The organism is Corynebacterium sp. KPL2838, from assembly GCF_040225455.1.
GTDB classification, from domain to species: Bacteria; Actinomycetota; Actinomycetes; order Mycobacteriales; family Mycobacteriaceae; genus Corynebacterium; species Corynebacterium rhinophilum.
Genome location: NZ_JBEHFT010000011.1, coordinates 21420 through 48341, shown reverse-complemented (window position 1 = coordinate 48341; position 26922 = coordinate 21420). Strand labels below are relative to the sequence as shown.

Sequence of the window (26922 nt, the reverse complement as noted above, 5' to 3'; positions counted from 1 at the left end):
TGGCAGGGCCGTGGCGCCTGCGCTAGCCTGAGGTCTGGGTTTATTTAGACTTTTCGGGGAATTTTCGGGGGGAAATTCATGGCACGTCCATTGCCAACGACCAAGGCCCAAGTCTCGGGCCATAAATTTTTACGCCGCCGCGTGGAACACGGGCTCGTATTGGGCGATACCCGCATGATCCACGATCCGCTGGCCCGCCGCCGCAAGGCGATGATGTTCGGCGGAGTAGGCGTGGCCTTTTTGGCGGTCGGCTCTGGTCTTTTGGCCTGGTTGCAGCCGAGCCCGCAGCCAGGGGATGCGCCCATCGTGCGCTCGGAGCAGGGCCAGCTCTTCGTGGACGTCAACGATACGTATCACCCCGTCTACAATCTCTCTTCCGCGCGGATTATCGCCGGCGAGGCGGCCGAGGCACAGACCATTGGGGACGAGCATTTGCGCGAGGCCTCGTTAGGCACGCCGGTGGGGATTTCGGATGCGCCCGGGTATCTGGCTGCCCCGGGCGAGACACCGCAGCGCTCGTGGGCGGCGTGCCTTGCCGAGCACGATGAGCAGCCCGCGGATAATCCCACCAGCATCGATGGCCAACAAGTAGCCAAAGAAGAGGTCATCGTGGTGGCGGATCCGCCGCAGGAGGGTTTTGGGGAGGAGCGCGCCGCGCTCGCAGAAACGGATGGTGTGCAGTGGCTGCTCACCGCGGACGGGCGCGTGCGCTTGCCCGATGCGCAGAGCACGGAGGGCCGGGTCATCCGCCGCGGGATTGGCATCGACGGGAGCACCCATTCCTGGCCCGTCCCCGCGGAGTTGCTCAATGCCTTTGCGGAGCAGCCGCCGCTTACGTTTCCCGATCCGCTGCCGGACATTATGGATACCGGGCAGGGTCAGTGGGCCCGGACGGACGACGGCGTCGCCGAGCTCTCCGCCACTCAGGCTGACATACTGGTTAGCTACGGTGCGACGCGCAAAGAAGCCTCACCACAAGAGGTAGGCGCGCTTGCCGATGCCCCCTTAAACTTCCGCCTGCCCGCCACCACCTTCGACTTCGTTGACCCAGATGAAGGCTGGATGTGTGCCGATAGCGACGGTGGGGCAGCGATGGTGACTGAGAACCCCGGAACGGTAGCGCTCGCCGGTGAAGGCGTAGCGGATCGTTTTGGTGGGCTATCGGCCGGAGGAGTTGGCGTGGATACCGGGCATGGCTATCACGTTGTCTCGCCGACGGGGCAGCGCCATGCGGTCGATAACAAAGAACTCTTGGAGGCCCTCGGCACTGGCATAGGAGCCGAGGTTCCGTGGGAAATCATCCGGCTTTTGCCAGAGGCCTCGCGCTTGGACCGAGACGAAGCACTACAGGTCAGCCGCTAGGCGGACTTGGGCCGGCGAAGCCCGCGGGCAACCGCCAGGCCGGTCAGCAGCAGGACTAACCCGCCGAGCACCCAACCGGCACGGCTCGCTGCGGAGGAGTGTTCCTCTTTGGTGGGTTGGATGGTGAGATCGCGCGCGGGTGCGGCGTACTCGCCATCGATATGGGTAAGGGCGGCGAGCGGATCGATGAAACCGTTGCCGGGTTCGCCGGCAGAGAGGAGCCGTTGGCGTATATCGGCAGCGCTGGCGTCTGGGTAGCGCTCGGCTATTAAGGCGGCGGTGCCGCTGACTACCGGTGCTGCGAAGGAGGTGCCGTGGAACTGCGCCAGGGAATCCTCTTGGTTCTTTCCGTCTGCCCAGCCACCGGCGGGGTTCAGCGCTAACGGCACAAATCCGTGGGCGGATAGTTGTGGGCCATCGGCGGGCGTGAGCGAGTATTCTGCAAGTGCGTGGGCATCCTCTTGGGCGCTAATGGATAGTACGGTCGGTGAGTCCGCGGGAAAGACGTGGTCGCCTTCTTCGCAGGTACCGGAGGAAATATTGCCGGAGGCAGCGATGACTACGGCACCGGCATCTTCTGCGCGGTTAAGTGCCTCATCTAACCGGGAACTATCGATGCGTTGAGCGGTACTCTCTGGAACGCAGGATACGATGGAAATATTGATCACCCGGGCGTTGTCTTCCACGGCATGCTCGATGGCGCGGGCCAGCGTGTCGAGTGAACCGGTGGTGCTGTCTTCATCGGCGTCGCCGGCCGTGTCACCGTATTGGCGATAATGCGCGCTGGTTTGGCGGATGGCGCGGAGCTCGGCGCGCGGGGCGATGCCGATATCGTGGCCTGCGATGACGCCGGCTACGACGGTGCCGTGTAGGTCGCAATCCCGGTGCGGATCCGGTTCTTCCGGAGTGACCAGGTCCGCGCCTGTAGTAAGATTCGGCAGCTGTTCGTGATGGGCAACCCCAGTATCGATGACGGCTACCGTTACACCTTGGCCCGTGGCAAAGGAATGCAGTTGGGAGCGGTAGGCGCGCTGGTCCTCGGAAGGTTCTGGCGCTAGGGGAGATGGATGCGCGGTGGCGCATTCCCGGTCCGGTTCCCGCGCGCTTGCGATGGGAGCGGTGGGAGCTCCTGTGATGAAGCCTCCGGTTCCGGCGAGGACACACGCGGTAAGCGCGCAAGCAGTAATTCCAGAACTGCCGCTAAACCTAGGTAGTGCAAAAGAACGGCGTGAGTGAGTGTGGTGCATTATCCCAGCCCCCGAATGAGCTCGAAGATCCCGGCGAGGTGCGCGGCAAGCGGCAGGCAGGCGGCGATAGTCAGGGACTCAAGGCGTTCAAACCAGGCGATGGTCGTTGGTTCCACCTCGCTCATTTTGGCCGCCCACAGTGGGGCGCTGAGCATCGCGGCAAGCAGGAGAGTGGCGACCACCGTCGGCGCCCAGGCACCGGCAAGCCCATCGGCGGCAATCGCGTGCACGGCGCACAGACAGGCAGTGAGGCAAGCAACCATGGCGACGAGCATGAGCGCCCAGCGGGCAAGCACGCGACCGTGACGCGCGGCGTGCATGACCACCGTTCCGGCAACAGAGACGCAGAGCGCTTGGACGAAGCCGAGCCCGGTTAAACCGGTGCCGCAAAGCACGGCGATGCGAGAGCCGATGGTAGGAGCAGCGGACCCCGCGTCACCTACGGTGCCGTCTGTGGCTACGAGGGTGCCCGTGCCGGTGAAACTGAGCGCGATTAGCGCTGGAATGAGGCAAAGCGCGATTCCACAGCAGATGCCCTCGTAGGCGTACCCGGCGCGGGTGGCGCGATCGGCTACGTCGGGCTGGCGCTCATCCGAGACGGCGAGGTCTTGGCCCGCGGTGGGCAATTGCGGCACCTTGAGCCCCGCGGTGGCGATGGTCAGCGCGGGGGCGGTGGCAAGCAAAATGACTCCAGCGATAACGGTGCCCGCGGCCGCCGCGGTGCCGTGGCTCGTGCCGATGCCCGAATTTCCACTCAGTCCAGGAAGCAGGTAGCTCACGGCCGCTATGAGCACTAACCCGGCGATGGTGAGCGCGCCAGAGGTTATCCGTACGGTGCTCAGCCGGGTGAGGTGGCAGGCTAATAAGGCCACGAGGAGGGTGGCGCTGGCGGTGAGGGCGGCATAGGGGGCATCGGCAAGCGCGGGCGAAATAAGCGCCCATCCGCTCGCCGCCCCTGCCGTCAGGGTCAGCATGACGAGGGATAGCGCGCGCGTCCACAGGGCGAGCACGAAGGCCGCGACGGCAAGCCCGGCGCAGGCCACCGCCGGGAGCGAGAGCACCCAGGCCACGGCGAAGGCCGCACCAAGGCCAGTCCACGCCCAGACGATCGGGATGGCGCAAGTGGTGTCGTCGTGGCTTTGGGCTGCAAGGGATTCGGCGGCATCGCGGATGACGGGCGCGGGCCGCTCCTCGCGCGGGGCGAGCACCAGGATGGAGCCTTCCGTAAGCGGCGTGGCGGCAAGCGGTGCGGTGAGGTCGATGGTGCGCCCGGAGGCCGTGCTGGCGCGCCATGGCGAGGCGATCGCGGGTGCATCGACAAGGTCAGTAAGTTCTGCCGTGAGCTCGCCCAGGCTGGAGCTTAACGGCAATGCTACGTCTGCTTCCTTGTGGAAGGAATCTGCGTGGATGCGGATGGTAAGGCGCAGGTGATGCGCCGTTGGAGCGGTCATAATTCCCCCGAATTGTCTCATGATTGTGGGCGTCCCCCTTGCCCAATGCCACATATTGTGGCTTACTGGTGGCGTCGTGTCCACCGCAGCGCGGGGAATCTTGGCAGGGGGCCAAGAGCGCTAAGCGTGTGGATCGGGGGAGGATTTTACCCATGCTTGGGATCGGGGAAACCCACATCGTGGAGCCATTGACCGTGCCGCTCAGGGACGCGCCACCGCCGCTTCCCACCGGCACCATCGAGTCAGAAGAAGTTCCAGAAGCGGTGCGCCCACAGCCGGTGCCCTTGGTGCGCTTGCTACTGCCCATCGTGATGATTGCCGCAATGTTGGGCATGGTGGCGCTGATGGTGCTGGGCGCGGGGGACTCGCGGCATATCAGCCCGGTATCCCTGATGTTTCCGCTCATGATGCTGGCCAGCATGGCCATGATGTTTGGGCCGCAAAATAGCGGGCAGGACCCGGATGAAACCCGGCGGACTTACTTGCGTCACATTAAGGCGCTGCGGGAAAAGGCCCTGGATAATGCCGGTGCGCAGCGCGCGCACGAGCTGTACCGACACCCGGATCCGGCAGGGCTGGAACCGCTGGTGGGCTCGCGGCGCATGTGGGAGCGAGGGCCCGATGATCCAGATGCCTTGGAGGTGCGTGTGGGCACCGGTCCCACCACCTTGTGCACGCCCATCAACGTCCCGGATTCCGGTGCCACCGAGGACCTAGACCCGGTCTGTGCGGTGAGCATGCGCCAGGCCATCAAGGCGGTGGGCACCGTGCCCGATATGCCGGTGGTTATCCAATTGCAGGCTTTTAGGTTTTTATCCTTTACCGGCGATAATGCTCGCGATACGGTGCGCGCCCTCGTCATGCAGTTAGCCCTGGCGCACGGCCCCGAGACCATCGGGATCGAGGCTATTGGCGTCGAGTGGGAGTGGCTAAAATGGCTGCCGCACACCCGGGAGCCGGACAAGGCGCGGTTTCGCATTGTGCTTGTCGATGCCCTCCTGACCACCGGCACCGAAGACTTCTTCCACGGCGATTCCTATACCACCGTCATTGAGGTAGGCGGTGCGCCATCGTCTGCGTTGAGCCTGCGCGCAGAACAAGAGGGCTTGTGCCTCGTCGCGGCGGATACCCTGCAGGCGGTGACGGCCGCGGGCGTGGAAGAACTGGGCACACCCGATTATTTGGGCACTGCCGCGGCCACGATTATGGCCCGCCGGATGGCGGTCTTTCGCCGACCCGATAGCACCTCCGGGCGCCGGGGCAATGATTTGCTGGGGCTGCTTGGTTATAGCGGCGTGGATGAGTTGGCCGCAAGCGGCATGTGGCACGGGCGCGACGGCACCTCTCGGCTCATGGTGCCCATCGGCATCGATTCCATTGGGCAGCCGGTGACCGTGGATCTCAAAGAATCCGCGCATGGGGGAATGGGTCCACATGGCCTGTGCATCGGGGCAACGGGCAGTGGCAAGTCTGAGCTCCTGCGCACCCTGGTGACCGCACTGGCGGCCACGCATAGCCCAGATGAACTCAATTTGGTGCTGGTGGATTTTAAGGGTGGTGCGACCTTCCTAGGCTGTGACCGCCTGCCGCATACCTCCGCGGTCATTACCAACCTTGAAGAGGAATCCACCCTGGTAGAGCGCATGTATGACGCCATTTCCGGGGAGATGAACCGCCGTCAAGAGCTCCTGCGCACCGCCGGCAACTTTGCCAATGTGGGCGAGTACAATGCCTCTGCAGATGCCGTGCGGGACTACGGACCCTTACCGGCGCTGGTCATCGTCGTGGACGAATTTTCCGAGCTCTTGGGCCAACACCCCGACTTCGCCGAGCTTTTCGTTGCCGTTGGGCGCCTGGGGCGCAGCCTCCACGTGCACCTGCTTTTGGCCTCCCAAAGGCTCGAGGAAGGGCGATTGCGGGGGCTAGATTCCCACTTGTCCTACAGAATCGGCCTCAAAACCTTTTCCTCCGCCGAATCCCGCCAGGTCCTTGGCGTGACCGACGCGTATCATCTCCCCGGCCAACCCGGCGCCGGCTACCTGAAATCCGATGCCGAGGAACTCACCCGGTTTCAGGCCTCCTACGTATCAGGGCCGCTCGCGCGCCGGGCTGCACCTGGCGCGGGGATGCACGCGGCCACGGACCTGGAAGGTAATCAATCCGGCCCGCCGCGCCGGGTGGAGCTTTTTACGGGATGGGCGAAGGACGATGCCGCTGTACAGAATTCTCCTGCGGTGGTAATGGATGAATCCACATCGGTTCTTACTGAGGTGGTTCGCGCCGCCGGCGAAGAGGCTGCCGCACGCGGCCAAGAGGCCCACCGCATCTGGCTACCTCCGCTGCCACCGGTTATTGAACTATCGTCCCTCGATATGGAGGGCGCGGAGTCCACCGCAGCGGAACTGTCTGCGCCAATTGGGATCATCGATAGACCCTACTACCAGCGGCAAGACCAATTAGTCATCGATTTTCACCAACACGGCGGCCACCTTGCCTTGTGCGGGGGACCGCAATCCGGCAAGTCTGGCGCGCTGCGGACGATAGTCTCCTCCCTGGCGCTGCACCTGTGGCCGGAAGATATCCGCTTTTACGTCATCGACTTGGGCGGCGGGCAGCTAACCGCCCTAGACCGGCTACCGCACGTTGCCGGGGTAGCCGGGCGCGAGGAAGGCGAGAAGATCCGCCGCATCGTAGACGAGGTCGCCGGGTTTATTCGCCGTCCGGAATCGCGCGAGACCTTCTTGATTATCGACGGCTGGCACCACATCGGCCCGTCCAACGCGGAGTTTGAGGATATAGCTGAGTCCATCACGGATATCGTTGCGGACGGCGCCTCCGCCAATGTCCACGTCGTCATCGCGACCTCCCGGTGGACCACGATGCGCCCGGCGATTAGGGATCTCATAGCCCACCGCCTCGAGCTGCGCTTGGGTGAGGCGCTCGATTCCCTCATTGACCGCAAGCTGCAGCAAAAACTGCCCAGCGCGCCGGGCAGGGGACTGACACAGGCCGGCGAAAATATGCTGCTCGCCCACACCTCGAATCAAGACATTGCCCATATCTGCCGCGTGCATGCTAACGCCGTTCCCACACCGCGGTTGAAGATGCTGCCCGCGGTTCTAACCCCAGAGGCGCTCGCCGCCCATGGCGAAGCACCTACTGGTGGCATCCCGTGGGGCATCGGCGGGCGCGACCTTTCCACTTTGGCGTGGAATCCGGAGCGCGAACCGCACCTAGTTGCCATCGGCGCCCAGGGCTGCGGCAAGTCCAATTTCTTGGCACAGATAATGCGCGGGGTTAGTAGCCTTCCGCGGGAGGAGGCGCGACTGGTGGTCATCGATCAGCGCCGTGCTCACCTGGGCACGCTGGATCAGGACATGGTGGCGGCCTATGCCGCGACGCAATCAAGTGCGCAGGAGGCAATCGTCAATACCGTGCGCACGCTGGAACAACGCTTGCCAGGGCCGGATATCACCCCAGAGCAACTCGCCGCCCGCGATTGGTGGGAGGGTCCGGATATTTATGTGGTGATTGATGATGCGGACTTGGTGAGCGATATCGCGCTGGCACCCTTAATCGATCTCCTGCCGCACGCGCGGGACATCGGCTTGCACATGGTAATCGCCCGAAAATCCGGCGGCATCGGACGGGCGCTGTTTGGCCAATTCTTTTCCGCGGTGCGCGACCTGCAGCCAGCATTCCTGCTTTTCGATGCCGACCGCGACGAAGGCACCATCTTTGGGCTCAAGCCCAGCCACCAGCCGCCCGGGCGCGGGCAGTGGAGCATCCGCGGCGAAAACCTGGGAATTGCCCAGGTGGTCTATGGGGAAGGAAAAGAATAAATGTCTACAGATACGCCTACATCCGCGCCACCGGCAACAATTACGGTGACCGTCATGGATGCGGCCACCGTCTTTGAAGGCCCGGAAACCGTGTACCGCTACGATCTCGCTGGAACCGGCATCGTAGAAGGCAAGGCCTTAGGCCACGTCATGGACCAGATTGCGAAGATCGCCGGATCAGCTTGGCCGGACGTGGACATATCCGTCATCGCGGATCCCTCGGGCACCGCTATCTCCCGGGAAGCGGTGACCATCCTGACCCGCCAGCTCGATGTAGCCGGCGCCCGCGTGCAGCAGCAGGATGTGTCGCACGCAGCGGAATCAACTCCAGCACGAGGTACTGAATCGGTTGCGGCCGCCCCAGAATCCGCGCCCACCGCCCAGATGGATGTCCCCATGGAACGCGCGGAAGCGGCTCCGGAGGCAGGGACTGAAGCCGGACCCGGAGCCGGAACTGGAACTGGCCCGCGAGCAGGCAAGGGGCAGGAAGCAGGCACGCGGTGGGGCGATAAGCTGCGCGGTTGGATAGGTGCCATCGATATGTTCCACGTCGCGATCGTCGTGGTGATTCTTGCCGTCGTTGGGGCCTCGTGGTGGGCTATGGGCGCGAATGCGTCTAATGATGAAGACGATGGCGAGACCGGTACTACTGCCGGAAGCACCACCGCTGCGAGTGCCGCCGAATCCGTGCCGGCGGAAGAAACCGGTGGTAGCGATGGCAGCGATGGCGGGCTCAACCCAGGCGAAAAACGCCTCGATATTGAAGGGCTCTCCGTTGTCCTTCCCACCGGATTTCAAGCCACCGTGGAGGAAGGACTGGTTACCGCCTCAGGAAAAGACCCTGATTTAAGGATCCTCTTAGCGTCGGACTCGCTTTTTAACGTTCCGGCCAAGGCGCTCTTTGATGAAATAAAAGCGCAGGTGGATAGGGATCCGGAACTGCGCGATGTATCCGAGGACGCAGGGCGTTTGCACTATATAGAAGACCCCGGCGATGGCTCCGTTGTGGAATGGACCATCTGGGAAGATACCGGACACCACATGTCGGTGGGGTGCCATACCCGTCATAACGCCAATGCCGTGCAAAAAGCCGCGTGCCGGATGGCCACCGAGTCCCTGAGTAAGAAATAAACAGAAAAGTTTTAACTTACTGGGAACCATATGGCCCTGAGCTCAGTCCAATAACGGTGAGAAAGCACAGAAGCTTTTTCGGGGGAAAACACACTCAACATCTCTTCCCGCCCTAAGGAGGGGCGCACTGTTATGTCTCAGACTTTTAAGACACAAGCCGATGTCATGGTCTCCACTGCCGGCCGTGTGGATAACACCAATGACGAAGTCCAAGGCGAGCTCACCCGCCTACAGGGTGTAGTGGATTCTGTCCGCGGCAGCTGGGCCGGCCAGGCGCAGGTTTCATTCGATAACTTGATGCAGCGCTACAACACCTCCGCACAGCAGCTGCGCGAGGCATTGACCTCGATTTCTGAAAACATCCGCAGCAATGCCCGCAACTTTGACAACGTCGAAGCCGAAAACACTCAGGCCTTCTCCAATGTTGGCGGCGGCCTAGCCCTGTAACCCAGCCACCTCCACCAGCAATTTCGAAAGGAACCATTTTCCACATGTCCGAGATCAAGTACCAATTCGGCGCCATCTCTTCTGCCGCAGCTGATATCAACGCCACCTCCGGCCGCATCAACAGCACCTTGGCTGACCTCAAATCCCGCCTCCAGCCCATGGTGAGCACCTGGGAAGGTGAATCCGCAGTGGCTTATAACCAGGCGCAGGCCAAGTGGGATAAGGCGGCACAAGAACTCAATACTGTGCTGGCAACCATCTCCAAGACCGTCTCTCAGGGCAATGACGCTATGAGCGATGTCAACCGTCGCGCCGCCGCTAGCTGGGGCTAAGGCACTGTTGGCGGTATCTAACTAGCCTGCTTCTTCAAGCGCGGTAGGAGGGACGAGCGGTGCCTGTGCCCGTATCCATCCGGCAGGAGGCGAACGCAGCCGCCGTCCCCTCACCGCGCTAATCACGGAAGCTAACCGCAGAAATCAACCACAGAAACTGCCGCCTAGAATCTCTTTTACCGGTACCTTTTCTTTCTGAGAAGGTACCGGTTTCGGCGTTTTGGTCTTTTACTCCGGCAGCAGCTAAAGTTGTAGCCCTATGTGTTCGCTCGTCGGCAAGCAGCTGGCGAAGCGCTTCCCGCAGGTCTCCACCGGCCGCTGTTGGGAAGCGAATGGATGCTTAGCGCTGGCCGGCAGTTCCGAGACAGACTTTCAAGGAGTCATTTTGTCTACTTTCCACCCAAAGAGCGGTGACATCACCCGCAAGTGGTACGTCATCGATGCTACTGACGTGGTGCTGGGCAAGCTTGCTTCCACCGTGGCAGACCTGCTGCGCGGCAAGCACAAGCCACAGTTCGCGCCCAACGTTGACACCGGTGACCACGTCATCATCATCAACGCTGACAAGATTCACGTTTCTTCCACCAAGCGCGACCGCGAAATGCGCTACCGCCACTCCGGTTACCCGGGCGGTCTGAAGTCCATGACCCTGGGTCAGTCTTTGGACGCCAACCCGGTCCGCGTTATCGAAGAATCTGTTGCCGGCATGATGCCGCACAACAAGCTCTCCCGCGCTTCCATCAAGAAGCTGCACGTCTTCGCAGGCGATGAGCACCCGTACGCCGGTCAGAAGCCGGAAACCTTCGAGTTTAAGCAGGTGGCACAGTAATGGCTGAGCAGAACATCGACAACAATGTAGCCGAGGCTGCTGACATCGCTGCAGCAAGCGCCGCTACCGAAGAGTTCACCAACACCATCGGTGATTCGTTGGCTAGCGCCAACGCTGAGACCGAGGCAGAGGTTGAGGCCGCTGCTCCGGTTCACGAGGGCCCAATTCAGACCGTCGGTCGCCGTAAGCGCGCCGTCGCTCGCGTTCGCCTCGTTGCTGGCTCCGGCCAGATCGTGGTCAACGGCCGCGAGTTCGCTGAGTACTTCCCGAATAAGCTGCACCAGCAGGACATCCTCACCCCGCTGACCCTGCTGGACCGTGAGAACCAGTTTGACCTGAAGGTCACCGTTAACGGTGGTGGCCCAACCGGTCAGTCCGGTGCCCTGCGCCTGGCTATCGCTCGTGCACTCAACATCTACAACCCGGCTGATCGCTCCGCCCTGAAGAAGGCTGGTTTGCTCACCCGTGACGCTCGTGCAGTTGAGCGTAAGAAGGCTGGTCTGCACAAGGCACGTCGCGCACCGCAGTACTCCAAGCGTTAATCTCGCTTCTACTGCGCGCGCAAGCGCCATACATTGCCGCTGCTTCCCATTCTGGGAGGCGGCGGCATTGTCGTTTTATCGCTCTTGGCGGTGTCCCTTTCGGTTGGGCCGGCCAAACCCCGCCTGGCCGGCCTCTTGAGGCTTAGCCTTGCGCGAGACAAAGGCGCTCAGCTCGGGTCGCGATGAAGCGCTCGCACGCCGCAGCGCGCCACGGACTGTAGGGACAGAGAAAAGCCCGCCTCTCATCGCGGTGAGCGCTAATGCGCAGCGCGATGGAGGCAGGCTAGGGACCTAGAGCCTAGAGGAGAAGGCCGGTTAGGCAGGGAGATTATTCATCGTCTTCTGCGTCCTTGCCCTTGATTTTCTTCTGTGCAAAGTCCTTGAGCTCGGCGCGGCGCTCTTCGCGGAGGGCTGCCTGCTCTGCGAGGTACTCATCCGATGCGTTGATGGTGTACCACTCGTGGAGGTACGGGTCATCGTTTTCAATTTCAGCCCCAGCACCGTGGTTTTCTGGAACGGCAGAAGAGCTGAAGACGAAGTCGCCATTGTGTTCTTGGAGGCCCAAGTGGGTGCCGCGCTCAATGGCGGCATGGGCATATTTCCTGCGCAGTATTGCAGGATCGCGTGCCAAGTCCTTGCCCCAGGCCACCATGATGCCGATGAGGATGAAGGTAAACGGCAGCGAACTGGAGACCATGATGGATTGCAGGCCGCTCAGGGCATCCTTGCCGGCGATGAGCAGCAGGGACAAGGAAATGCCACCCAGGGCAACGCCCCAAATAACGGAAATCGACGTCGAGGGGATTGGTCGACCTGATTGGGACATGGAGCCCATGACGTTGGTAGCGGAGTCAGCAGCCGTATTGAAGAAGACCACCACAGCGAGGAGGACGATGACCGTGGTGATGCTAGAGAGCGGTAGCGATCTCATGAGATCGAACATCACATTCTCGCCGGAACCTTCGATCTCGATTCCGTCTCCGTCCAGGTGGGTCTTGATTGCGGTGGCACCAAAGATGACGTACCAGAAAAGCGAAAGGGTGGTGGGCACGAGCATGATGACGAAGACGAATTCGCGAATGGTGCGCCCGCGGGAAATCTTCGCGATGAACATGCCGACGAAGGGCGACCAAGAAATCCACCACGCCCAGTACAGCATGGTCCATGCGGTGACGAATTCCTTTTCCGGTTCACCCTGGGAGGCCGACAGGGACATCATGTCTTCGAAGTGCTTGAAGAACTGCAGCAGGGAGGCGGGAAGCAGGTCCAGAATGTAGAGCGTCGGCCCAGTGATGAGCACGAAGACCGCGAGTCCGATGACCAGGCCCATGTTGATATTGGACAGGATGCGGATGCCGCGCTTGATGCCGGACATTGCGGAAAGAATGAAAAGGATGGTGAGGATCGTAATGATCACCACCATGATTCCGTTGCCTTCGAGGGGCTTGCCGGTAAGGATAGAGGTACCCGTACGGATCTGCAGGGCACCGATACCCAGCGAGGTCGCCGTGCCGAAGAGGGTGACCAACACTGCGAAGATATCGACGATCTTTCCAAATACCCGGTTATTCGAATCCGTAATGAGGGGTTCAAATAGCGAGGAAATGAGCGGGATGCGGCCGCGTCGATAAGCAGCATAGGCAAGCGCGCCGCCCACCAGCGCGAAGATCATCCACGGCAACGTAGCGTGGTGCAGAACCGCCTGGGCAAAGGCAGGAAGGGTGGCTTCTTGGCTGCCGGATTCGACACTGGAGAGATACGGCGGTGGAGAGATACGGCGGTGGAGTCAAGAATAGGGCAAGTGGCTCCATCGGGCCGTAGAAGACCAAGCCGATTCCCATACCGGCGGCAAAGAGCATGGCGATCCAGGCGTTCCGGGAGAAATCAGGCTTGGAATCATCGGCGCCGAGCTTAATTTTGCCGGTTGGGGCGATGGCGATCGTCAGCAGGAATGCCGTGGTGGCAATCATGATGATCGTAAATAGCCATCCAAAGTTTTGGACGACCCATGCCCGCATGGTGCTTCCTGTGTTGGCCAGGTTATCTGGGGCGATGATGGCCCACAGGATAATGCCAACTGTTGATGCCAAGGCCACCGCAAAGACGGTTTTATTGGTCTTGAAATCTGCGCGGGTGTTTTCGACACTTACTCCGGGAATGAGGGCTGGATGAATAGCGCGTTCCCCAGAAGCGGCTTTAGCAATGGCTGAGCGAGCCTTCTGCGAGGTAGTTTCAGGTGACTTGTCACCTGAAGATCTAGGTTCGTTCATCGTTGATCCTCTCTAGGGCAAAAGAGTGAAGTATAACCTAGCTAATAATTTCATATAAATGCCAAAAAGTACGACTTTAAGTAAATTTTCCTTTTCACCACAAGGACATTTTTCGTGATGTTGGTTACCCAACTGGCCTGCTTGCCGATGCCCCAAACATGCAACGGGTGGGACTAACAAGGCATAATTGTCTGCATGACTCGACTATTTGGAACCGATGGAGTTCGCGGCCTCGCGAATAAAAAGCTGACTCCCATTTTGGCCTTGACGCTGGGACAAGCGGCTGCAGAGGTCTTTACTGCGCAGCGCGAATCTTATGAGCGCCGCCCCTTGGCAATCATCGGCCGTGACCCCCGCGTATCGGGCGAAATGCTCGATGCCGCTATCGCCGCAGGCTTGGCGTCTCGCGGCGTGGACGTTGTGCGCGTGGGGGTGCTTCCTACCCCAGCTATCGCCTTTTTGACCGATGATTATGGTGCAGATCTCGGCGTGATGATCTCTGCCTCCCATAACCCGATGCCAGATAACGGCATTAAGTTCTTCTCCGCTGGCGGCAAGAAGCTGCCGGATAGTGTGGAAGATAAGATTCAGGCCGCGATGGATAACCTCGTTGAGGAGGGCCCGACGGGCACCAAGCTGGGCCGCATTATCTCGGAGGCGCCCGATGGCCGTGAGCGCTATCTAGCGCACCTGAAGGAAGTCGTATCCGCTGACTTGAGCGGCATTAAGGTGGTCGTGGATACGGCCAATGGCGCGGCCTCAAAGGTTGCTCCGAGCGCCTATGAAGCAGCAGGCGCTGAGGTCATCCCGATCTACCACCGGCCCAATGCCTTTAATATCAACGAAAATTGTGGCTCTACCCATATTGAAAAAGCCCAGGCAGCGGTGCTCGAGCATGGTGCCGATTTGGGCCTTGCCCACGATGGCGATGCGGACCGCTGCCTCGCCGTCGATGCCGAAGGCAATGTCGTCGATGGCGATCAGATCATGGCCTTGCTCGCAGTAGGGATGAAGGAAGACAATGACCTGCGCTTTAACACGCTCGTGGCCACGGTCATGTCCAATTTGGGCCTGACGCTTGCCATGGAGGAGCAAGGCATTGAGGTCCGCCACGCGGCGGTGGGCGATCGCTATGTGCTCGAAGAGCTCCACCGCGGCGATTTCTCCCTGGGCGGCGAGCAATCCGGGCACGTCGTGCTTCCCGATGACTCCACTACCGGCGATGGCACCCTCACCGGCCTTTCCATCATGGCGCGTATGGCCAAGTCCGGAAAGAGCCTGAAGGAATTGGCCTCCGTGATGACCGTATTGCCGCAGGTGCTCATCAACGTTCCAGTATCCAATAAGGCGGCGATCATGGATTCTGCCGAGGTCAAACAAGCCATTGTGGAGGCAGAAGAAGAGCTCGGGGAAACCGGCCGCGTCCTGCTCCGACCCTCTGGCACCGAAGAGCTGTTCCGCGTCATGGTGGAAGCTGCAGAAGAGGAACATGCCCGCAAGGTGGCGGGTAGGCTTTCTGCCGTCGTCGCCTCGGTATAGGCAGGAAAATAAGAAGTACCGGGAACCATTTGGTATAAACCCCAGTCCAATGAAGGTGAGCACACTTACCGCATATGGATTTGGGGATATATACCGATGTCTGAGGTTTTTCTTCGCCCCGCAGAGGCGATGTCCGCACTACAACAAGCTATAAGCGCCAACGATGAACAGCGCCAAGCCCACCGCGCCGATGTTCCAGACTTTCCCGTTGCCTCGGCTGGGCGGAATTTTTCCGGCCACGGGGAGCGCATACGCAGCATCCTCGCGCGCATTCATGACAATGGAACGTGGCGCTTAGACAATATCTCTGCCACAGGTCAGGCAGCGCACGATCAGATGCGCGCATTCGCCACGTACGATGCCGGCTTTAGCCGCTCCTTTGCAGGAGAGAGCGGAAAGGCCGTGGACTAGTGAGTACGTTGACTAAATCGCTTTTAGGGGATTATTCCGCCGCCATTTCGCAGTTCCAATTGGCCTGCCTGGGACATTACTCCGGTCCGAGCATGCCATTGGGGCTTCTAGGTGAGCTCATCAGCGCGGTAGATGGCATCGCCCCACAAAACATACTGCGCCATACCATCTCCGCGGTGGGAGGAAATCTCCCGCACGGCGGCGGGAAGGGGCTTGCGGATTTCCTGCGCACGGATGACTCTGAGATTGCCCATGGAACCTTGCGCGAGCACCTGGCGGGCATTCAAAAAGACTTTGATATCCACCGTGATGAAGGCAGGCAGCTTACGGACTCTGCCAAGCAATGCTCGGGCGCTATTTCCGATGTCGTCGATACCTCCGATACCGCACTGACCGAGCTGATCTCTGCGGTCATCCCACTGCTCAATATCTTGTCCATGGTGGCTACCAGACACCCGCTGGCCAAGTTCATTATTCCCATCGTGTCTACCATTGGTTCGAAAATCATCGATGACACCAATGACTCTATCGCCAGCACGTGCCGGGACCGCGATGATGCCATTGAATCCTGTTACGACGAGTTCGAATCCCGGTGCGAATGCGTCTGCGATCGTCCTCTGCCTGAGGAATGCCCCGAGCCAGCAGAGGCCGAGGAGGATTCCTGCCCACCACCGGTGGAAAAGTGCACAGATACGCCAGACCCCACGCGGCCGATGCCCAATGGCGGGGGCGACACCGCCACCAACCCGCCACAGCCAGCGCAACCAACGCAGCCCGCTTCCACCGCTGAATGCCCGCCCAAGCCGGAGCCGATGCCGGAACCAAAGCCAGATCCGAAACCGGCACCACTACCAGATCCAAAGCCAGCACCGGCTCCACAGCCAGCACCTGAACCCACACCTGAGCAGCATCCTTCCGAGTGCCAGTGCCAACAGTGCCGCGGTTCGGTGAACAATGATCCTCAACCGACCGAATCCACGACCACGCCGGCGCATGCGGACCCAGATCCAAAGCCCGAACCAGAACCGAAACCACAAGATTGCCCACCGGAACAACAGGAACAACCCGCACCCCAGCCTGAACAGGACCCAGTCCCTGAGCCTGTGCCAGAGGATACTGAGTGCGAAGAGGAACCAACAGCACCGGCTGCAGTGGAAGAAGATGCAGCTTGTGACATCGAGTCCTCCTGCAGCGGCAGCTTGGGAATCGTTGGGGCAGGAATTGCTTTGGTGGGTGTAGGCCTCATCATTGAGGGCGCTGCAGAATGCCTAGAAAATATCGCGGATGCCGATTGCCCGGCCCCAGGACCGGAGCCTGCGCCTGAGCCGGAACCCGAGCCCGTACCGGAGCCGGAACCAGAACCTTGTCCTGAGCCAGAGCCAGAACCGGAACCGGAGCCGGAGCCGTGCCCAGAACCTGAGCCTCAACCCGAACCCGAGCCTGAACCGTGCCCGGAAGACGGAACAATTGAGCCACCCCCGGAGCTTCCCCAGGTGGAAGAGCCTGCCCCGCCACCAGAAAAGGTACAGCACCTGCAAGCAGCAGAAGCCGCTGGAGCTGGAGCACCTGCGCCAGAGCCGCAGCCTCAACCTGAGCCAGCACCAGCGCCAGCACCGGAACCTGAACAGCCACCGGCCCCGGCACCTACTCCTGCTCCCGAGGCTGATTCCCAGCCTGCGCCAGTGCCAGACTCAGACGAACCATCCGTGACTGCACGAAAGGCAGGGCAGTGGTAATGAATAACGATTTTGCAGAATTCGCGCAGGGATTTCGCGAGCGCACCGCGCGACGCATGTTGGAATTTGAAAAAAGCCTGGCTAAGGCCCAAGACGAGCTAGAAAAGTCCACGGCCAAGGCCGTCCAACAGGCCAAAAATGAGCAGCATGGGGGAAGGGAAGGTGATGCGATGGGGCATCGGCAAGCAGCTGCTGGAACGTGGCGCCGAAATGCTGCTGCCCCAACGCGTGGCAATAACGCATCGGGGCAGGTGAAATCTGTGCTGCGACGTGGAAAGGTCTAGTTCAGCGAGTTAGCTTTTAGTCATCGCGGGAAACGCCGGCGCGCTTGGCCAGTTCATCGCCGGTAAAGCTTTCTACCTTCTTTGCACTCGCCTCCGGATCCGCAAAGCCGTCATAGGCGGACTCGCCGGCAAGGGTGGAGAGCAAGAAACCGGTGACGAGGCCGCGGGCGATTTCGGTGGGGCCGGATTGGAAGGCGCCGGAACCGATGGCCAATTTGCGGAAGCGATCTTCGCTAAAGCCAGCCTGCGTGCCCTTGTCGATGGCCCGGTAGGCCACCTGGCCGCGCCAGTTATAGGCCAGCTTGGCGGGGTTTCCGGCATTGAAAATGTCATCGCGACCAGAGCCAATGACTAGGCCCGGCGTATCGAGGCTGCGGGCGGCCTCGACGGCGGACGGGGCGGTCACGGCGGGATAAATAGCCGCGACGGCCTTGACCTTCGGGTTATCAACCGCGCTCAAAACCGCGGTACCGCCGCCCATGCCGTGGCCAATCATGCCGAGCTTGCCCGGCGATACGGTAATATTGCCGGTTCCGAGTTTTACCCCAGCGGCGATCTGCAACGCAGATTCCATGTCTGCAGACAGGTTGCGGTGGTCAGGGAACATGCCGGTCTCAGAATTGGGGGCGACCACGACGATGCCCCAGCTGGCGAGGTGGCGCAGCGTGGCGTGGTAATCCTTGATTTTGTGCATCCAGTCGTGGCCAAAGGCGACGGCGGGCAGGCCTTGGCCTTCCGCAGGGGTATAAACCTTGCCGGTAATACCTGCATAATCGAGGTCGCCAACCAGCACGCGGTTGCGGCCACGCTTCGATAATGTTCCGAGGTGTTTATTCAAATTCGCAGACACGCATTCTAGGATAGATGAAGATCACCCCGTGCTGGTGGCAAGGGGTGGCGAGTGGCACATGCGGGGGATTCGCGGAGGCCAAAAGGGGTGCGCGGCGCCGAAGTTATATGGGTTGCCTTACTTGCGCGCCGGCGAGAAAGCAGGCGAAAATGTGCACTAGGTAACATTCTCTATGCTTCTCTGGGAAGGCAGGTCGCCGCATATGACTACCGGCACCCTTAAGATCGACCAATTATTTTCGCAGGATGGGCCGGAGGTAAAGACCGGCATCATCGACAGGGTGGCCTATGCCTCCGATGCCTCGCACTACCTCTACACCCCGAAGGCCGTGATTGAAGCGCGCTCGGCAGAACACGTGGCTGCCATTTTCAAAGCGGGGCGGCAGCACGGTATTCCGGTGACCTTGCGCTCGGGTGGTACCTCCTTGGCTGGCCAGGCCTCCGGCGAGGGCTACCTGGTGGATGTGCGCAAGCATTTCCGGGGCATAGAAGTCCTCGATGACGGCAAGCGGGTGCGCGTGCAGCCAGGGGCAACCGTGCGCCAGGTCAATGCGCGTTTGGGGCTGCGCAACCGCAAGCTCGGCCCGGACCCGGCGAGCGAGGCGGCCTGCACCATCGGAGGCGTGGTGGCGAATAATTCTTCCGGCATGGCCTGCGGCACCGAGTTTAATACCTACAACACCTTGGAATCGCTGACCTTTGTCTTGCCTTCAGGCACGGTGATCAATACTGCGGACGCGGATGCGGACCGGCAATTTCAGGCGCAAGAACCCGAGCTGGTGGATACGCTCATCCGCCTGCAGCGCCGCGTGCGCGATAACCAGGAATCAGTAGATATCATCCGCCGCCACTTCCAGCTGAAAAATACGATGGGCTACGGGCTTAATTCCTTCCTGGATTTTGATAGCCCCGTCAAGCTTTTTGAGCACCTTTTGGTGGGCTCTGAAGGAACGCTCGCGTTTATCGCGGAAGCGGTCTTTCGTACCGTGCACATCTCTTCCCTCACGACGACTACCGTGGCGGTCTTTAATAATCTCTCCGCCGCTACGAAGGCATTGCCGTCCTTGGTGGAGACCGGTGCCGCCACCCTGGAGCTGATGGATTCTGCCTCCATTCGCGTGGGGCAAGGCTTTGATAAGGTCCCGCAGGCCATTACCGGATTCGACGTGGATTCACAGGCCGCGCTGCTCATCGAGTACCAATCCGATGACAAGGAGGAGCTGCGGGAAAAAGAAAACAAGGGCTCGTCCCTATTGCGCGAATTGGACCTGCAATCGCCGGCGGAGTTTTCTGCCGATATTCCCACCCGCACCGCCGCGTGGAACTTCCGCAAGGGCTTGTATGCCCAGGTGGCAGAAGCGAGGCCCTCAGGAACCACGGCGCTCTTGGAAGACGTTGTGGTGCCGGTGGGGGATTTGGCCGATACTTGTTCTTCCTTGCAGGAGCTTTTTACCCGCTATTCCTACGATGATGCGGTCATTTTCGGCCACGCGAAAGATGGCAATATCCACTTCCTTCTAACGGACCGCTTCGAAGGCGATAGCGCCATTGGCCGTTATAACAACTTCAATGAGGAAATGGTGGACTTGGTGCTTTCGGCGGAGGGAAACCTCAAGGCCGAGCACGGTACCGGCCGCGCCATGGCCCCGTATGTGCGCCGCCAGTACGGCGATGAGCTTTACGAGGTCATGCAGTTGCTCAAGCGCGCCTGCGATCCCGCTGGGACCATGAACCCAGGCGTCATCTTAGACGATGACCCCGATGCACACATTACAAATATCAAGCTCAACCCCACGGTGGAGGAGGAAATCGACCCGTGCGTTGAGTGCGGCTATTGCGAGCCGGTCTGCCCGTCCAGGGATCTCACCTTGACCCCGCGCCAGCGCATCGTGGTGCGTCGTGCCCGCCAGCGGGCGCAGGAAAGTGGCGATGCGCACTTGGTTGCAGAACTTGATGAGGCTTATGAGTACATGGGCATCGATACGTGCGCCGTGGATTCCATGTGCTTAACCGCCTGCCCGGTGGGCATTGATACCGGTAAATTTATCAAGAAGCTGCGCCACGAGAAGGCCGGGGCCGCAGAAGAAAAGGTCTGGTCCACTGCCGCCAAGAATTGGCAGGTTACTAGCCGCGGTGCGGCAACGGCGCTGACCGGCGCGCATATGCTGCCGGCGCAGCTGGTCACGAAGGTCACCGATGTGGCCCGCTCGCTCGTCGGCCCCGATTCTGTGCCGGGATACCAACCGGAGTTAGGTAAGGGCGGCAAGTCCCGCGAGCGCCTGGCCGGGCGCGTGGGCGATCGCTACGCTGAGACCTCGGGAATCTACCTTCCAGCCTGCGTAAACTCCATGTTCGCCCCGCAAGGCGAAGGCATGGGAGCGACGGAAGCCTTCGTTACCGTCTTGGAGCGGGCGGGGATAGCGCTGGAGGTTCCCAAGGGCATCGAAAAGCTCTGCTGTGGAACGCCATGGTCCTCAAAGGGCATGCGCAAGGGCCACGACATTATGGAGCAGCGCGTGCGCGAGAGCATCATGGAGGCTACCGATAACGCCCGCCTTCCCGTGATTGTGGACGCGTCCAGCTGTACCGCGGGCTTCCAGGAGATGCTGGAATCCATTGGCATTACCGTCATCGATGCGCTGAGCTTTACCGCCGATACGCTGCTACCGCGCCTCGAGACCACCCAGCCGGTGGAGTCTATGACGATTCACCCGACCTGTTCGGCGTTCCAGCTCGGCATGATGGGCGATGTGGAAAAGGTCGCCCGGGCCGCAGCTACGGAGGTGCATATCCCCACCGCCTGGAATTGCTGTGGTTATGCCGGCGACCGCGGCATGCTCCACCCAGAGCTCACGGAGTCCGCCACCCGCGCCGAGGCCGCCCAGGTCACGGAGCTGGGGGCGCAGTATCACGCTTCGACCAACCGCACGTGTGAGCTGGGCATGTCCCGCGCCACCGGCGAGGATTACCACCATGTCCTGGAGATGCTGGAGCGCGCTACCCGCTAACGGTCCGGCAGGGAAGGGGCGCGGCTGCTTGCCGATGCCCCTTCTCTCCCACAACCCGGTCAGCTGCAGCGCGGGAGGGCTGCTCACCGAACGGGCAAAAACTAGCGGTGTGCAGGCCAGTTTTCGGTAACTATAAACGGCCCGAATTAGTATGCGGTCATAAATAACAGGCCCTAGTCCAACCCTCGGTTCGTGTTGACCAATGAGGTAGGATTCCTTTTTATGTGTGGAATTGTTGGATATGTTGGTCACGCTAGCGGTGACCGCGAATACTTCGCTCTGGATGTAGTCGTGGAAGGTCTGCACAGACTGGAATACCGCGGCTATGACTCCGCTGGTGTGGCGATGTACGCCGATGGGGAAATCGGTTGGCGGAAGAAGGCGGGCAAGGTTGCTGCCTTGGATGATGAGATCGCAGCTCGTCCGTTGAAGGATTCCGTTTTGGGAATCGGGCACACCCGTTGGGCCACCCACGGTGGTCCGACCGATCTCAATGCACACCCGCACGTCGTTGACGGTGGCAAGCTGGCCGTGGTGCACAACGGCATCATCGAAAACTTCGCGGAGCTGCGGACTGAGCTCTTGAACAAGGGCTACAACTTCGTTTCTGAAACCGATACTGAAGTTGCCGCGGCCTTGCTTGGCGATGTTTTCCACAACGACGCCGCCGGTGACCTCACCAAGGCAATGCAGCTGACCGCTAAGCGCCTCGACGGTGCGTTTACCCTGCTGGCTATTCACGCTGACCAGCCGGATCGCATCGTTGCTGCCCGCCGCGATTCGCCCTTGGTCATCGGCTTGGGTGAGGGCGAGAACTTCTTGGGCTCTGACGTATCGGGCTTTATTGACTACACCAAGTCCGCAGTGGAAATGGACAATGACCAGGTGGTCACCATCACCGCTGATGATGTCGTCATTACTGACTACGACGGCAACCCCACCGAGGGCAAGTCCTTTGAGATCAAGTGGGACGCGGCCGCCGCTGAAAAGGGTGGCTTTGATTCCTTCATGGAAAAGGAAATCCACGACCAGCCTGCCGCCGTGCGCGATACCCTGTTGGGCCGCTTTGATGAGCAGGGCCAGCTGACCTTGGATGACTTGCGCATCGATGAGTCGGTCTTGAAGTCCATCGATAAGATCATCGTGATCGCCTGCGGCACGGCGGCCTATGCCGGGCATGTGGCGCGGTACGCCATCGAGCACTGGTGCCGCATCCCCACCGAGGTCGAGCTCGCCCACGAGTTCCGCTACCGCGATCCGATCGTCAACGAGAAGACCTTGGTCGTGGCCTTGTCCCAGTCCGGCGAGACCATGGATACCCTGATGGCCGTGCGCCACGCCCGCCAGCAGGGCGCGAAGGTCATCGCCATCTGCAATACGCAGGGCTCGTCCATTCCGCGCGAATCCGATGCGGCGCTCTACACCCACGCGGGGCCCGAAATCGCGGTGGCCTCCACCAAGGCTTTCTTGGCGCAGATTACCGCGACCTACCTGCTGGGCCTGTACTTGGCACAGCTGCGCGGGAATATGTTCTCCGATGAGATTCAGGGAGTTCTTGCTGAGCTGCGCAATATGCCGGACAAGGTACAAAGCGTTATCGATGAAGAAGAGCAAGTAGCCGGCCTGGCTAACTCCATGAAGGATGCGGAATCCGTGCTCTTCTTGGGCCGCCACGTAGGCTTCCCGGTTGCTCTTGAAGGCGCGCTGAAACTCAAGGAGATCGCTTACCTGCACGCAGAAGGCTTTGCCGCCGGCGAGCTCAAGCACGGCCCGATCGCGCTGATTGAGGAGGGGCAGCCGGTCTTTGTCATCGTGCCCTCCCCGCGCGGGCGCGATTCGCTGCACTCCAAGGTGGTATCCAATATCCAGGAAATCCGCGCCCGCGGTGCCATTACCATCGTGATCGCAGAAGAAGACGATACCGCGGTAGAGGATTACGCTAACCACGTCATCCGCGTGCCAAAGGCGCCGACGTTGATGCAGCCGCTGCTTGCTACGGTGCCCCTGCAGATCTTTGCCGCACACGTGGCAAAGTCCAAGGGCTATGACGTTGACCAGCCGCGCAACCTGGCTAAGTCCGTGACCGTGGAATAACCTTTCCGGCGCCTCAAGCCCCTTTCTCACCCTTGCTTGCACGGGCGGGGGAGGGGTTTATGCGTATCTGCAGTAAATTCAGCGCGCGGGTGGAAAGTGGCACAATAGTGGCATGCTGAAAACCACAATTGACCTTGCTGCCATCGCGCATAATGTGCGGCTGATTAAGGAGAAGATCGGCCCAGACGTCAAGCTGATGTGCGTGGTGAAGGCGGATGCTTACGGGCACGGGGCAGAAAGGGTCGTGCCCGTGATGCTGGAAGCAGGGGCGGATTCTATTGGCGTCGCCACGCTGACAGAAGCCGTGCAGCTGCGGCGTATGGGTGTGTATTCGCCCATTGCGGCGTGGATCTGGCAGTCGGATCAGGTGCTTGAAGAGGCCCTAGCCTCTGGCATCCAGATTGCGGTCAATTCCCCGGCGCAGGCGCAGAAGCTGGTAGAAGCAGAGATTCCCGCCGAAATCTATATCAAGGTTGAAACCGGAATGCACCGCTCCGGGGTGGATAAGGCGGACTGGGACGAGGTCTTTGCGCTGCTGCGGGATGCCCCGCATATCACCGTCCTAGGCCTCATGTCCCACTTTGCCTGCGCCGACGATCCGGATAACGCGCATAATGACACCCAGGAAGAAGAGTTTCGGCGCGCCCTGGATGCGGCGCACGCGGCGGGTCTGGAGTGTACGGTCAATCATTTGGCTAATTCGCCGGCCACGCTCTCGCGCCCATCGGCGCACTTTGAGCAGGTGCGGGTGGGTATCGCGTGCTATGGGCTCGAGCCCATCGCGGGGCGGGACCATGGATTGTGCCCTGCAATGACGTGGTCCGGAACCGTCTTTGGGCTTAAGCCGATCGATAAGGGTGAGGCCACCAGTTACGGGCGTACCTGGAGCGCGGATAAGCCGGGTTTCCTAGCCACGGTGGATTGTGGCTATGCCGATGGCCTGCCGCGGGCGTACCAGGGCCACCTTCAGGTGGGCATCAGCGGGCGGCTTTATCCCCAGGTAGGCCGGGTGTGCATGGACCAAATAGTGGTGGATCTAGGAGATAACCCGCACGGTATTGCCCCCGGTGATGAGGTCACCATCTTTGGACAGGGTGGCATGTCTGCCACCGAGCTTGCTGATGCCGTGGGCACCATCAACTATGAAGTGGTGTGCCGGCCCACCGGCCGCACCGAACGCGAATATATAGGAGAGGCCGATGCGCAGTAATTTTCCGGAGTCTGGAACCCGCGATCTCGCAACGGTGGAACAGACCCACGCCTGCGGCAAGGAACTGGGCGCCGCGCTAGAAGCCGACGATGTCGTTATCCTGGACGGCCCATTGGGTGCGGGGAAGACCACCTTCACCCAGGGGATTGCGCAGGGCATGCAGGTCAAGGGCCGGATTACCTCGCCCACATTCGTCATCGCCCGCGTGCACCGCTCCCGGGTTGGGGGACCGGACCTAGTGCACGTGGACGCCTACCGCCTCTTGGATGAGGGCGGGGCCAATTCCGGCGATCCCCTGGGGGAGCTGGATGCCTTGGATTTGGATACCGAGCTTGCCGATGCCGTCGTCGTCGCCGAATGGGGCGGCGGCCTCATCGAGCAGATCGCAGATAGGTACCTCTTTGTCAGCATCGACCGCGAACCGGCGGAGTTTGCCGACGCAGATGAGGACGTGCGGCGCGTTAGCTGGTCGTGGCGACACAATGATTAGCTAGGTCTCATTAATTTCAAGGTATAAGTGATGGACATCTTAGGGCGTCAAGTTGCTTTAGGTATTTAAGGTGCGGGATCCTTAAAGGGTGTTAGATCTCCTAGCCTCTAGTCCTCTGCTCGCCCTTTTTGCCATCATGGCCATTGGTTTGGCCATCGGCAAAATCAAATTCTTTGGCATCTCTCTTGGCGCCGCGGCAGCGATGTTCGTGGCGCTCGGGCTTTCTACCGCCAATCCGGATATCCAGATTCCACCGCTGGTGTATCAATTCGGCTTGGCCATTTTTGTTTATGCCATTGGCCTTAATTTCGGGCCGTCGTTCGTCCGCGAATTTGCTACCCGTGGCTGGAAGCTGACCGTCTTTATGATCGGCATGTTGGTCCTGTTGGTCGGCGTGGGTTTCGGGCTCATCCGCGTATTCGGCCTCGAAACCGATGTGGCCGCCGGTATGTTTGCCGGTTCGCTGTCGTCCACGCCAGGTATGGCGGCTGTGGTGGATATGCTGGGCAATTCCACCCCAGTCGTCGGCTATTCGCTGGCTTATCCAGGCGCGGTTATCGGCGCGATCCTGGTCGCCGCCATCGGCGCGAAGGTTCTCAAGGTAGACCACGAGGCGGACGCCAAGGAAGAGGGGATGATTCCCGCTCCACTGGTAGCCAAAGGCGTGCGGCTGACCAAAGACTTCCCGGATACGGCCGGGCACCTGTACCAAGTAACCGGACATAGTGTGGTGGCCACCCGCGAGATCTCCGATATGGAAAATCACCGTCTGGCACAGCCGGATATGCCCCTGCGCAAGGGCGAGGCATTCCTTATTAATGGCTCCGAAAAAGACGTCGCCGGTGCCATCGAGGTGCTCGGTGAGGAATACCCCGTCGAGCTCACCCCAGAGGCGGGCTTGCAATATAAGCGTGTGACCGTGTCGAACCCGAAGGTGGCGGGAAAGCGCATCCGCGATATCGATGCGCTCGAGCACGGCTTTATTATCGCCCGCGTGCGCAAGGGCGATAGCGATGAGGTCCCGCACCCGGATATGGTGCTGAATTACTCCGACCGCGTGCGCGTGGTGTGTAGCTCGCACCACGTGCGCGCGGTGCGCAAGTACTTGGGCGATTCCGAATCGGCGCTTGGCAACGCTGACCTCCTATCCATGTCCATCGGTCTGACCCTGGGTATGTTGCTGGGCCTTATCCCCATCCCTATGCCGGGCGGATCGACCCTGCAGCTGGGCTTTGGTGGCGGTCCCGTCGTGGTCGGCCTCATCCTCGGCTACCTGAACCGCACCGGCCCCATCAATTGGCAGATGCCCTTCCATACCAGGGAAACACTTTCGAACCTGGGGCTGACGCTCTTCCTGGCGGGCGTGGGGACATCGGCAGGCGCATCGTTCCGCGATGCCCTGACAGATCCGTCCTCGCTGACCATCATCGGCGTTGGCTTTATCATTACCTTGGTATCGGCCATCCTTATCGGCGTCATCGGCATGCTAGTGTTGCGCTTGAAGTGGGACGAGGCCATGGGCTGTGCGGCCGGCATGACCACGAACCCGGCAGTATTTGCCTATATCCGGGGCCAAACCGGCACGGAGCTCGCTGGGCGCGGCTGGGCAACGGTGTATCCCACCACTATCATTGGCAAGATTATCGCCGCTCAGGTGCTGCTATTGTTATTGCTTTAGCCCCATATGCCCCGCGCTAATTATTCACCCACTGGGTAAGCCGCCTACACTGGCAGGCACTACCCAGTGGGTGAGTGCTTGTTGGCCGCCGAGTAGCCTCGGTAATAGAACTGACAATCACTTCACCATATGTACATATAGGACCCCCTTGACCCGAGGAGCGTTACTCA

The 26922-nt window shown here is 60.7% G+C and carries 20 protein-coding genes and 1 pseudogene; 16 read left to right on the top strand and 5 right to left on the bottom strand.

What is annotated here, in order from left to right; genetic code table 11:
- The first annotated feature begins 78 nt into the window (after positions 1–78).
- A complete protein-coding gene (gene eccB, locus ABRP98_RS05515) occupies positions 79–1362 on the top strand; it encodes a type VII secretion protein EccB (protein WP_349857955.1) in 1284 nt (427 codons plus the stop codon).
- Here the strand turns inward: eccB and ABRP98_RS05510 are convergent.
- Together ABRP98_RS05510 and ABRP98_RS05505 are read right to left on the bottom strand one after the other, a co-directional pair.
- The gene (locus tag ABRP98_RS05510) at positions 1359–2609 is read right to left on the bottom strand and encodes a S8 family serine peptidase (protein ID WP_349857954.1); all 1251 of its coding nucleotides are present in this window, start codon (positions 2607–2609) and stop codon (positions 1359–1361) included. The two genes, eccB and ABRP98_RS05510, sit on opposite strands and share 4 nt — an antisense overlap.
- The gene (locus tag ABRP98_RS05505) at positions 2609–4060 is read right to left on the bottom strand and encodes a ubiquitin family protein (protein ID WP_349857953.1); all 1452 of its coding nucleotides are present in this window, start codon (positions 4058–4060) and stop codon (positions 2609–2611) included. Before ABRP98_RS05505 ends, ABRP98_RS05510 begins: the two co-directional genes overlap by 1 nt.
- 152 nt (positions 4061–4212) lie before the next feature.
- Between ABRP98_RS05505 and eccCa the strand changes: the two genes are divergently transcribed.
- From eccCa to rpsI, 6 genes are all read left to right on the top strand, one after another.
- A complete protein-coding gene (eccCa, locus tag ABRP98_RS05500) occupies positions 4213–7902 on the top strand; it encodes a type VII secretion protein EccCa (RefSeq protein WP_349857951.1) in 3690 nt (1229 codons plus the stop codon).
- Positions 7903–9033 (top strand): type VII secretion-associated protein, encoded by a 1131-nt coding sequence (locus tag ABRP98_RS05495; RefSeq protein WP_349857949.1) that lies wholly within the window; start codon positions 7903–7905, stop codon positions 9031–9033.
- A 132-nt stretch (positions 9034–9165) separates the two neighbouring features.
- Positions 9166–9480, top strand: coding sequence for a WXG100 family type VII secretion target (locus tag ABRP98_RS05490; RefSeq protein ID WP_284853378.1), 315 nt, complete (start codon positions 9166–9168; stop codon positions 9478–9480).
- A 44-nt stretch (positions 9481–9524) separates the two neighbouring features.
- A complete protein-coding gene (locus ABRP98_RS05485; RefSeq protein ID WP_005277116.1) occupies positions 9525–9812 on the top strand; it encodes a WXG100 family type VII secretion target in 288 nt (95 codons plus the stop codon).
- A 385-nt stretch (positions 9813–10197) separates the two neighbouring features.
- Positions 10198–10641, top strand: coding sequence for a 50S ribosomal protein L13 (gene rplM / locus ABRP98_RS05480; protein ID WP_034653789.1), 444 nt, complete (start codon positions 10198–10200; stop codon positions 10639–10641).
- Positions 10641–11183: a 30S ribosomal protein S9 gene (gene rpsI, locus ABRP98_RS05475; RefSeq protein ID WP_237800669.1), complete on the top strand. Its 543-nt coding sequence runs from the start codon at positions 10641–10643 to the stop codon at positions 11181–11183. Before rplM ends, rpsI begins: the two co-directional genes overlap by 1 nt.
- A gap of 328 nt (positions 11184–11511) precedes the next feature.
- Here rpsI and ABRP98_RS05470 read toward each other — a convergent pair whose 3' ends face one another.
- A complete protein-coding gene (locus ABRP98_RS05470) occupies positions 11512–12957 on the bottom strand; it encodes a BCCT family transporter (RefSeq protein WP_502878785.1) in 1446 nt (481 codons plus the stop codon).
- Between the two features lie 70 nt (positions 12958–13027).
- Positions 13028–13453: pseudogene (locus tag ABRP98_RS11800) on the bottom strand (BCCT family transporter); the annotation flags it as partial.
- 195 nt (positions 13454–13648) lie between these two features.
- On the opposite strand from ABRP98_RS11800, the gene glmM reads away from it, so the two are divergent.
- The 4 genes from glmM (at position 13649) to ABRP98_RS05445 (ending at position 17423) form a co-directional block, all read left to right on the top strand.
- Entirely contained in the window at positions 13649–14992 is a 1344-nt protein-coding gene (glmM, locus tag ABRP98_RS05460; RefSeq protein ID WP_349857944.1) for a phosphoglucosamine mutase, read from the top strand.
- A 96-nt stretch (positions 14993–15088) separates the two neighbouring features.
- Positions 15089–15403 carry a hypothetical protein gene (locus ABRP98_RS05455; RefSeq protein ID WP_284631332.1) on the top strand — a complete coding sequence of 105 codons (315 nt, stop codon included), beginning with the start codon at positions 15089–15091 and terminating at the stop codon, positions 15401–15403.
- Positions 15403–17139, top strand: coding sequence for a hypothetical protein (locus ABRP98_RS05450; RefSeq protein ID WP_349857943.1), 1737 nt, complete (start codon positions 15403–15405; stop codon positions 17137–17139). The genes ABRP98_RS05455 and ABRP98_RS05450 overlap by 1 nt, the downstream gene beginning before the upstream one ends.
- The gene (locus tag ABRP98_RS05445; RefSeq protein WP_349857942.1) at positions 17139–17423 is read left to right on the top strand and encodes a hypothetical protein; all 285 of its coding nucleotides are present in this window, start codon (positions 17139–17141) and stop codon (positions 17421–17423) included. The genes ABRP98_RS05450 and ABRP98_RS05445 overlap by 1 nt, the downstream gene beginning before the upstream one ends.
- A 16-nt stretch (positions 17424–17439) precedes the next feature.
- Here ABRP98_RS05445 and ABRP98_RS05440 read toward each other — a convergent pair whose 3' ends face one another.
- Positions 17440–18273, bottom strand: a complete 834-nt coding sequence (locus ABRP98_RS05440; protein ID WP_349857940.1) for a dienelactone hydrolase family protein — start codon at positions 18271–18273, stop codon at positions 17440–17442.
- Positions 18274–18475: 202 nt separating this feature from the next.
- Between ABRP98_RS05440 and ABRP98_RS05435 the strand changes: the two genes are divergently transcribed.
- The 5 genes from ABRP98_RS05435 (at position 18476) to ABRP98_RS05415 (ending at position 26752) form a co-directional block, all read left to right on the top strand.
- A complete protein-coding gene (locus ABRP98_RS05435) occupies positions 18476–21280 on the top strand; it encodes an FAD-binding and (Fe-S)-binding domain-containing protein (protein ID WP_349857938.1) in 2805 nt (934 codons plus the stop codon).
- Positions 21281–21502: 222 nt separating this feature from the next.
- On the top strand, positions 21503–23374 hold the full coding sequence (gene glmS, locus ABRP98_RS05430; RefSeq protein ID WP_237791482.1) for a glutamine--fructose-6-phosphate transaminase (isomerizing): 1872 nt from the start codon (positions 21503–21505) through the stop codon (positions 23372–23374).
- Positions 23375–23486: 112 nt separating this feature from the next.
- The gene (alr, locus tag ABRP98_RS05425) at positions 23487–24584 is read left to right on the top strand and encodes an alanine racemase (RefSeq protein ID WP_349857936.1); all 1098 of its coding nucleotides are present in this window, start codon (positions 23487–23489) and stop codon (positions 24582–24584) included.
- The gene (tsaE, locus tag ABRP98_RS05420; protein ID WP_349857935.1) at positions 24574–25074 is read left to right on the top strand and encodes a tRNA (adenosine(37)-N6)-threonylcarbamoyltransferase complex ATPase subunit type 1 TsaE; all 501 of its coding nucleotides are present in this window, start codon (positions 24574–24576) and stop codon (positions 25072–25074) included. The genes alr and tsaE overlap by 11 nt, the downstream gene beginning before the upstream one ends.
- Before the next feature lie 88 nt (positions 25075–25162).
- Complete coding sequence (locus ABRP98_RS05415; protein WP_349857933.1) at positions 25163–26752, top strand: aspartate:alanine exchanger family transporter; 1590 nt, start codon at positions 25163–25165, stop codon at positions 26750–26752.
- The last annotated feature ends 170 nt before the right edge of the window (positions 26753–26922 follow it).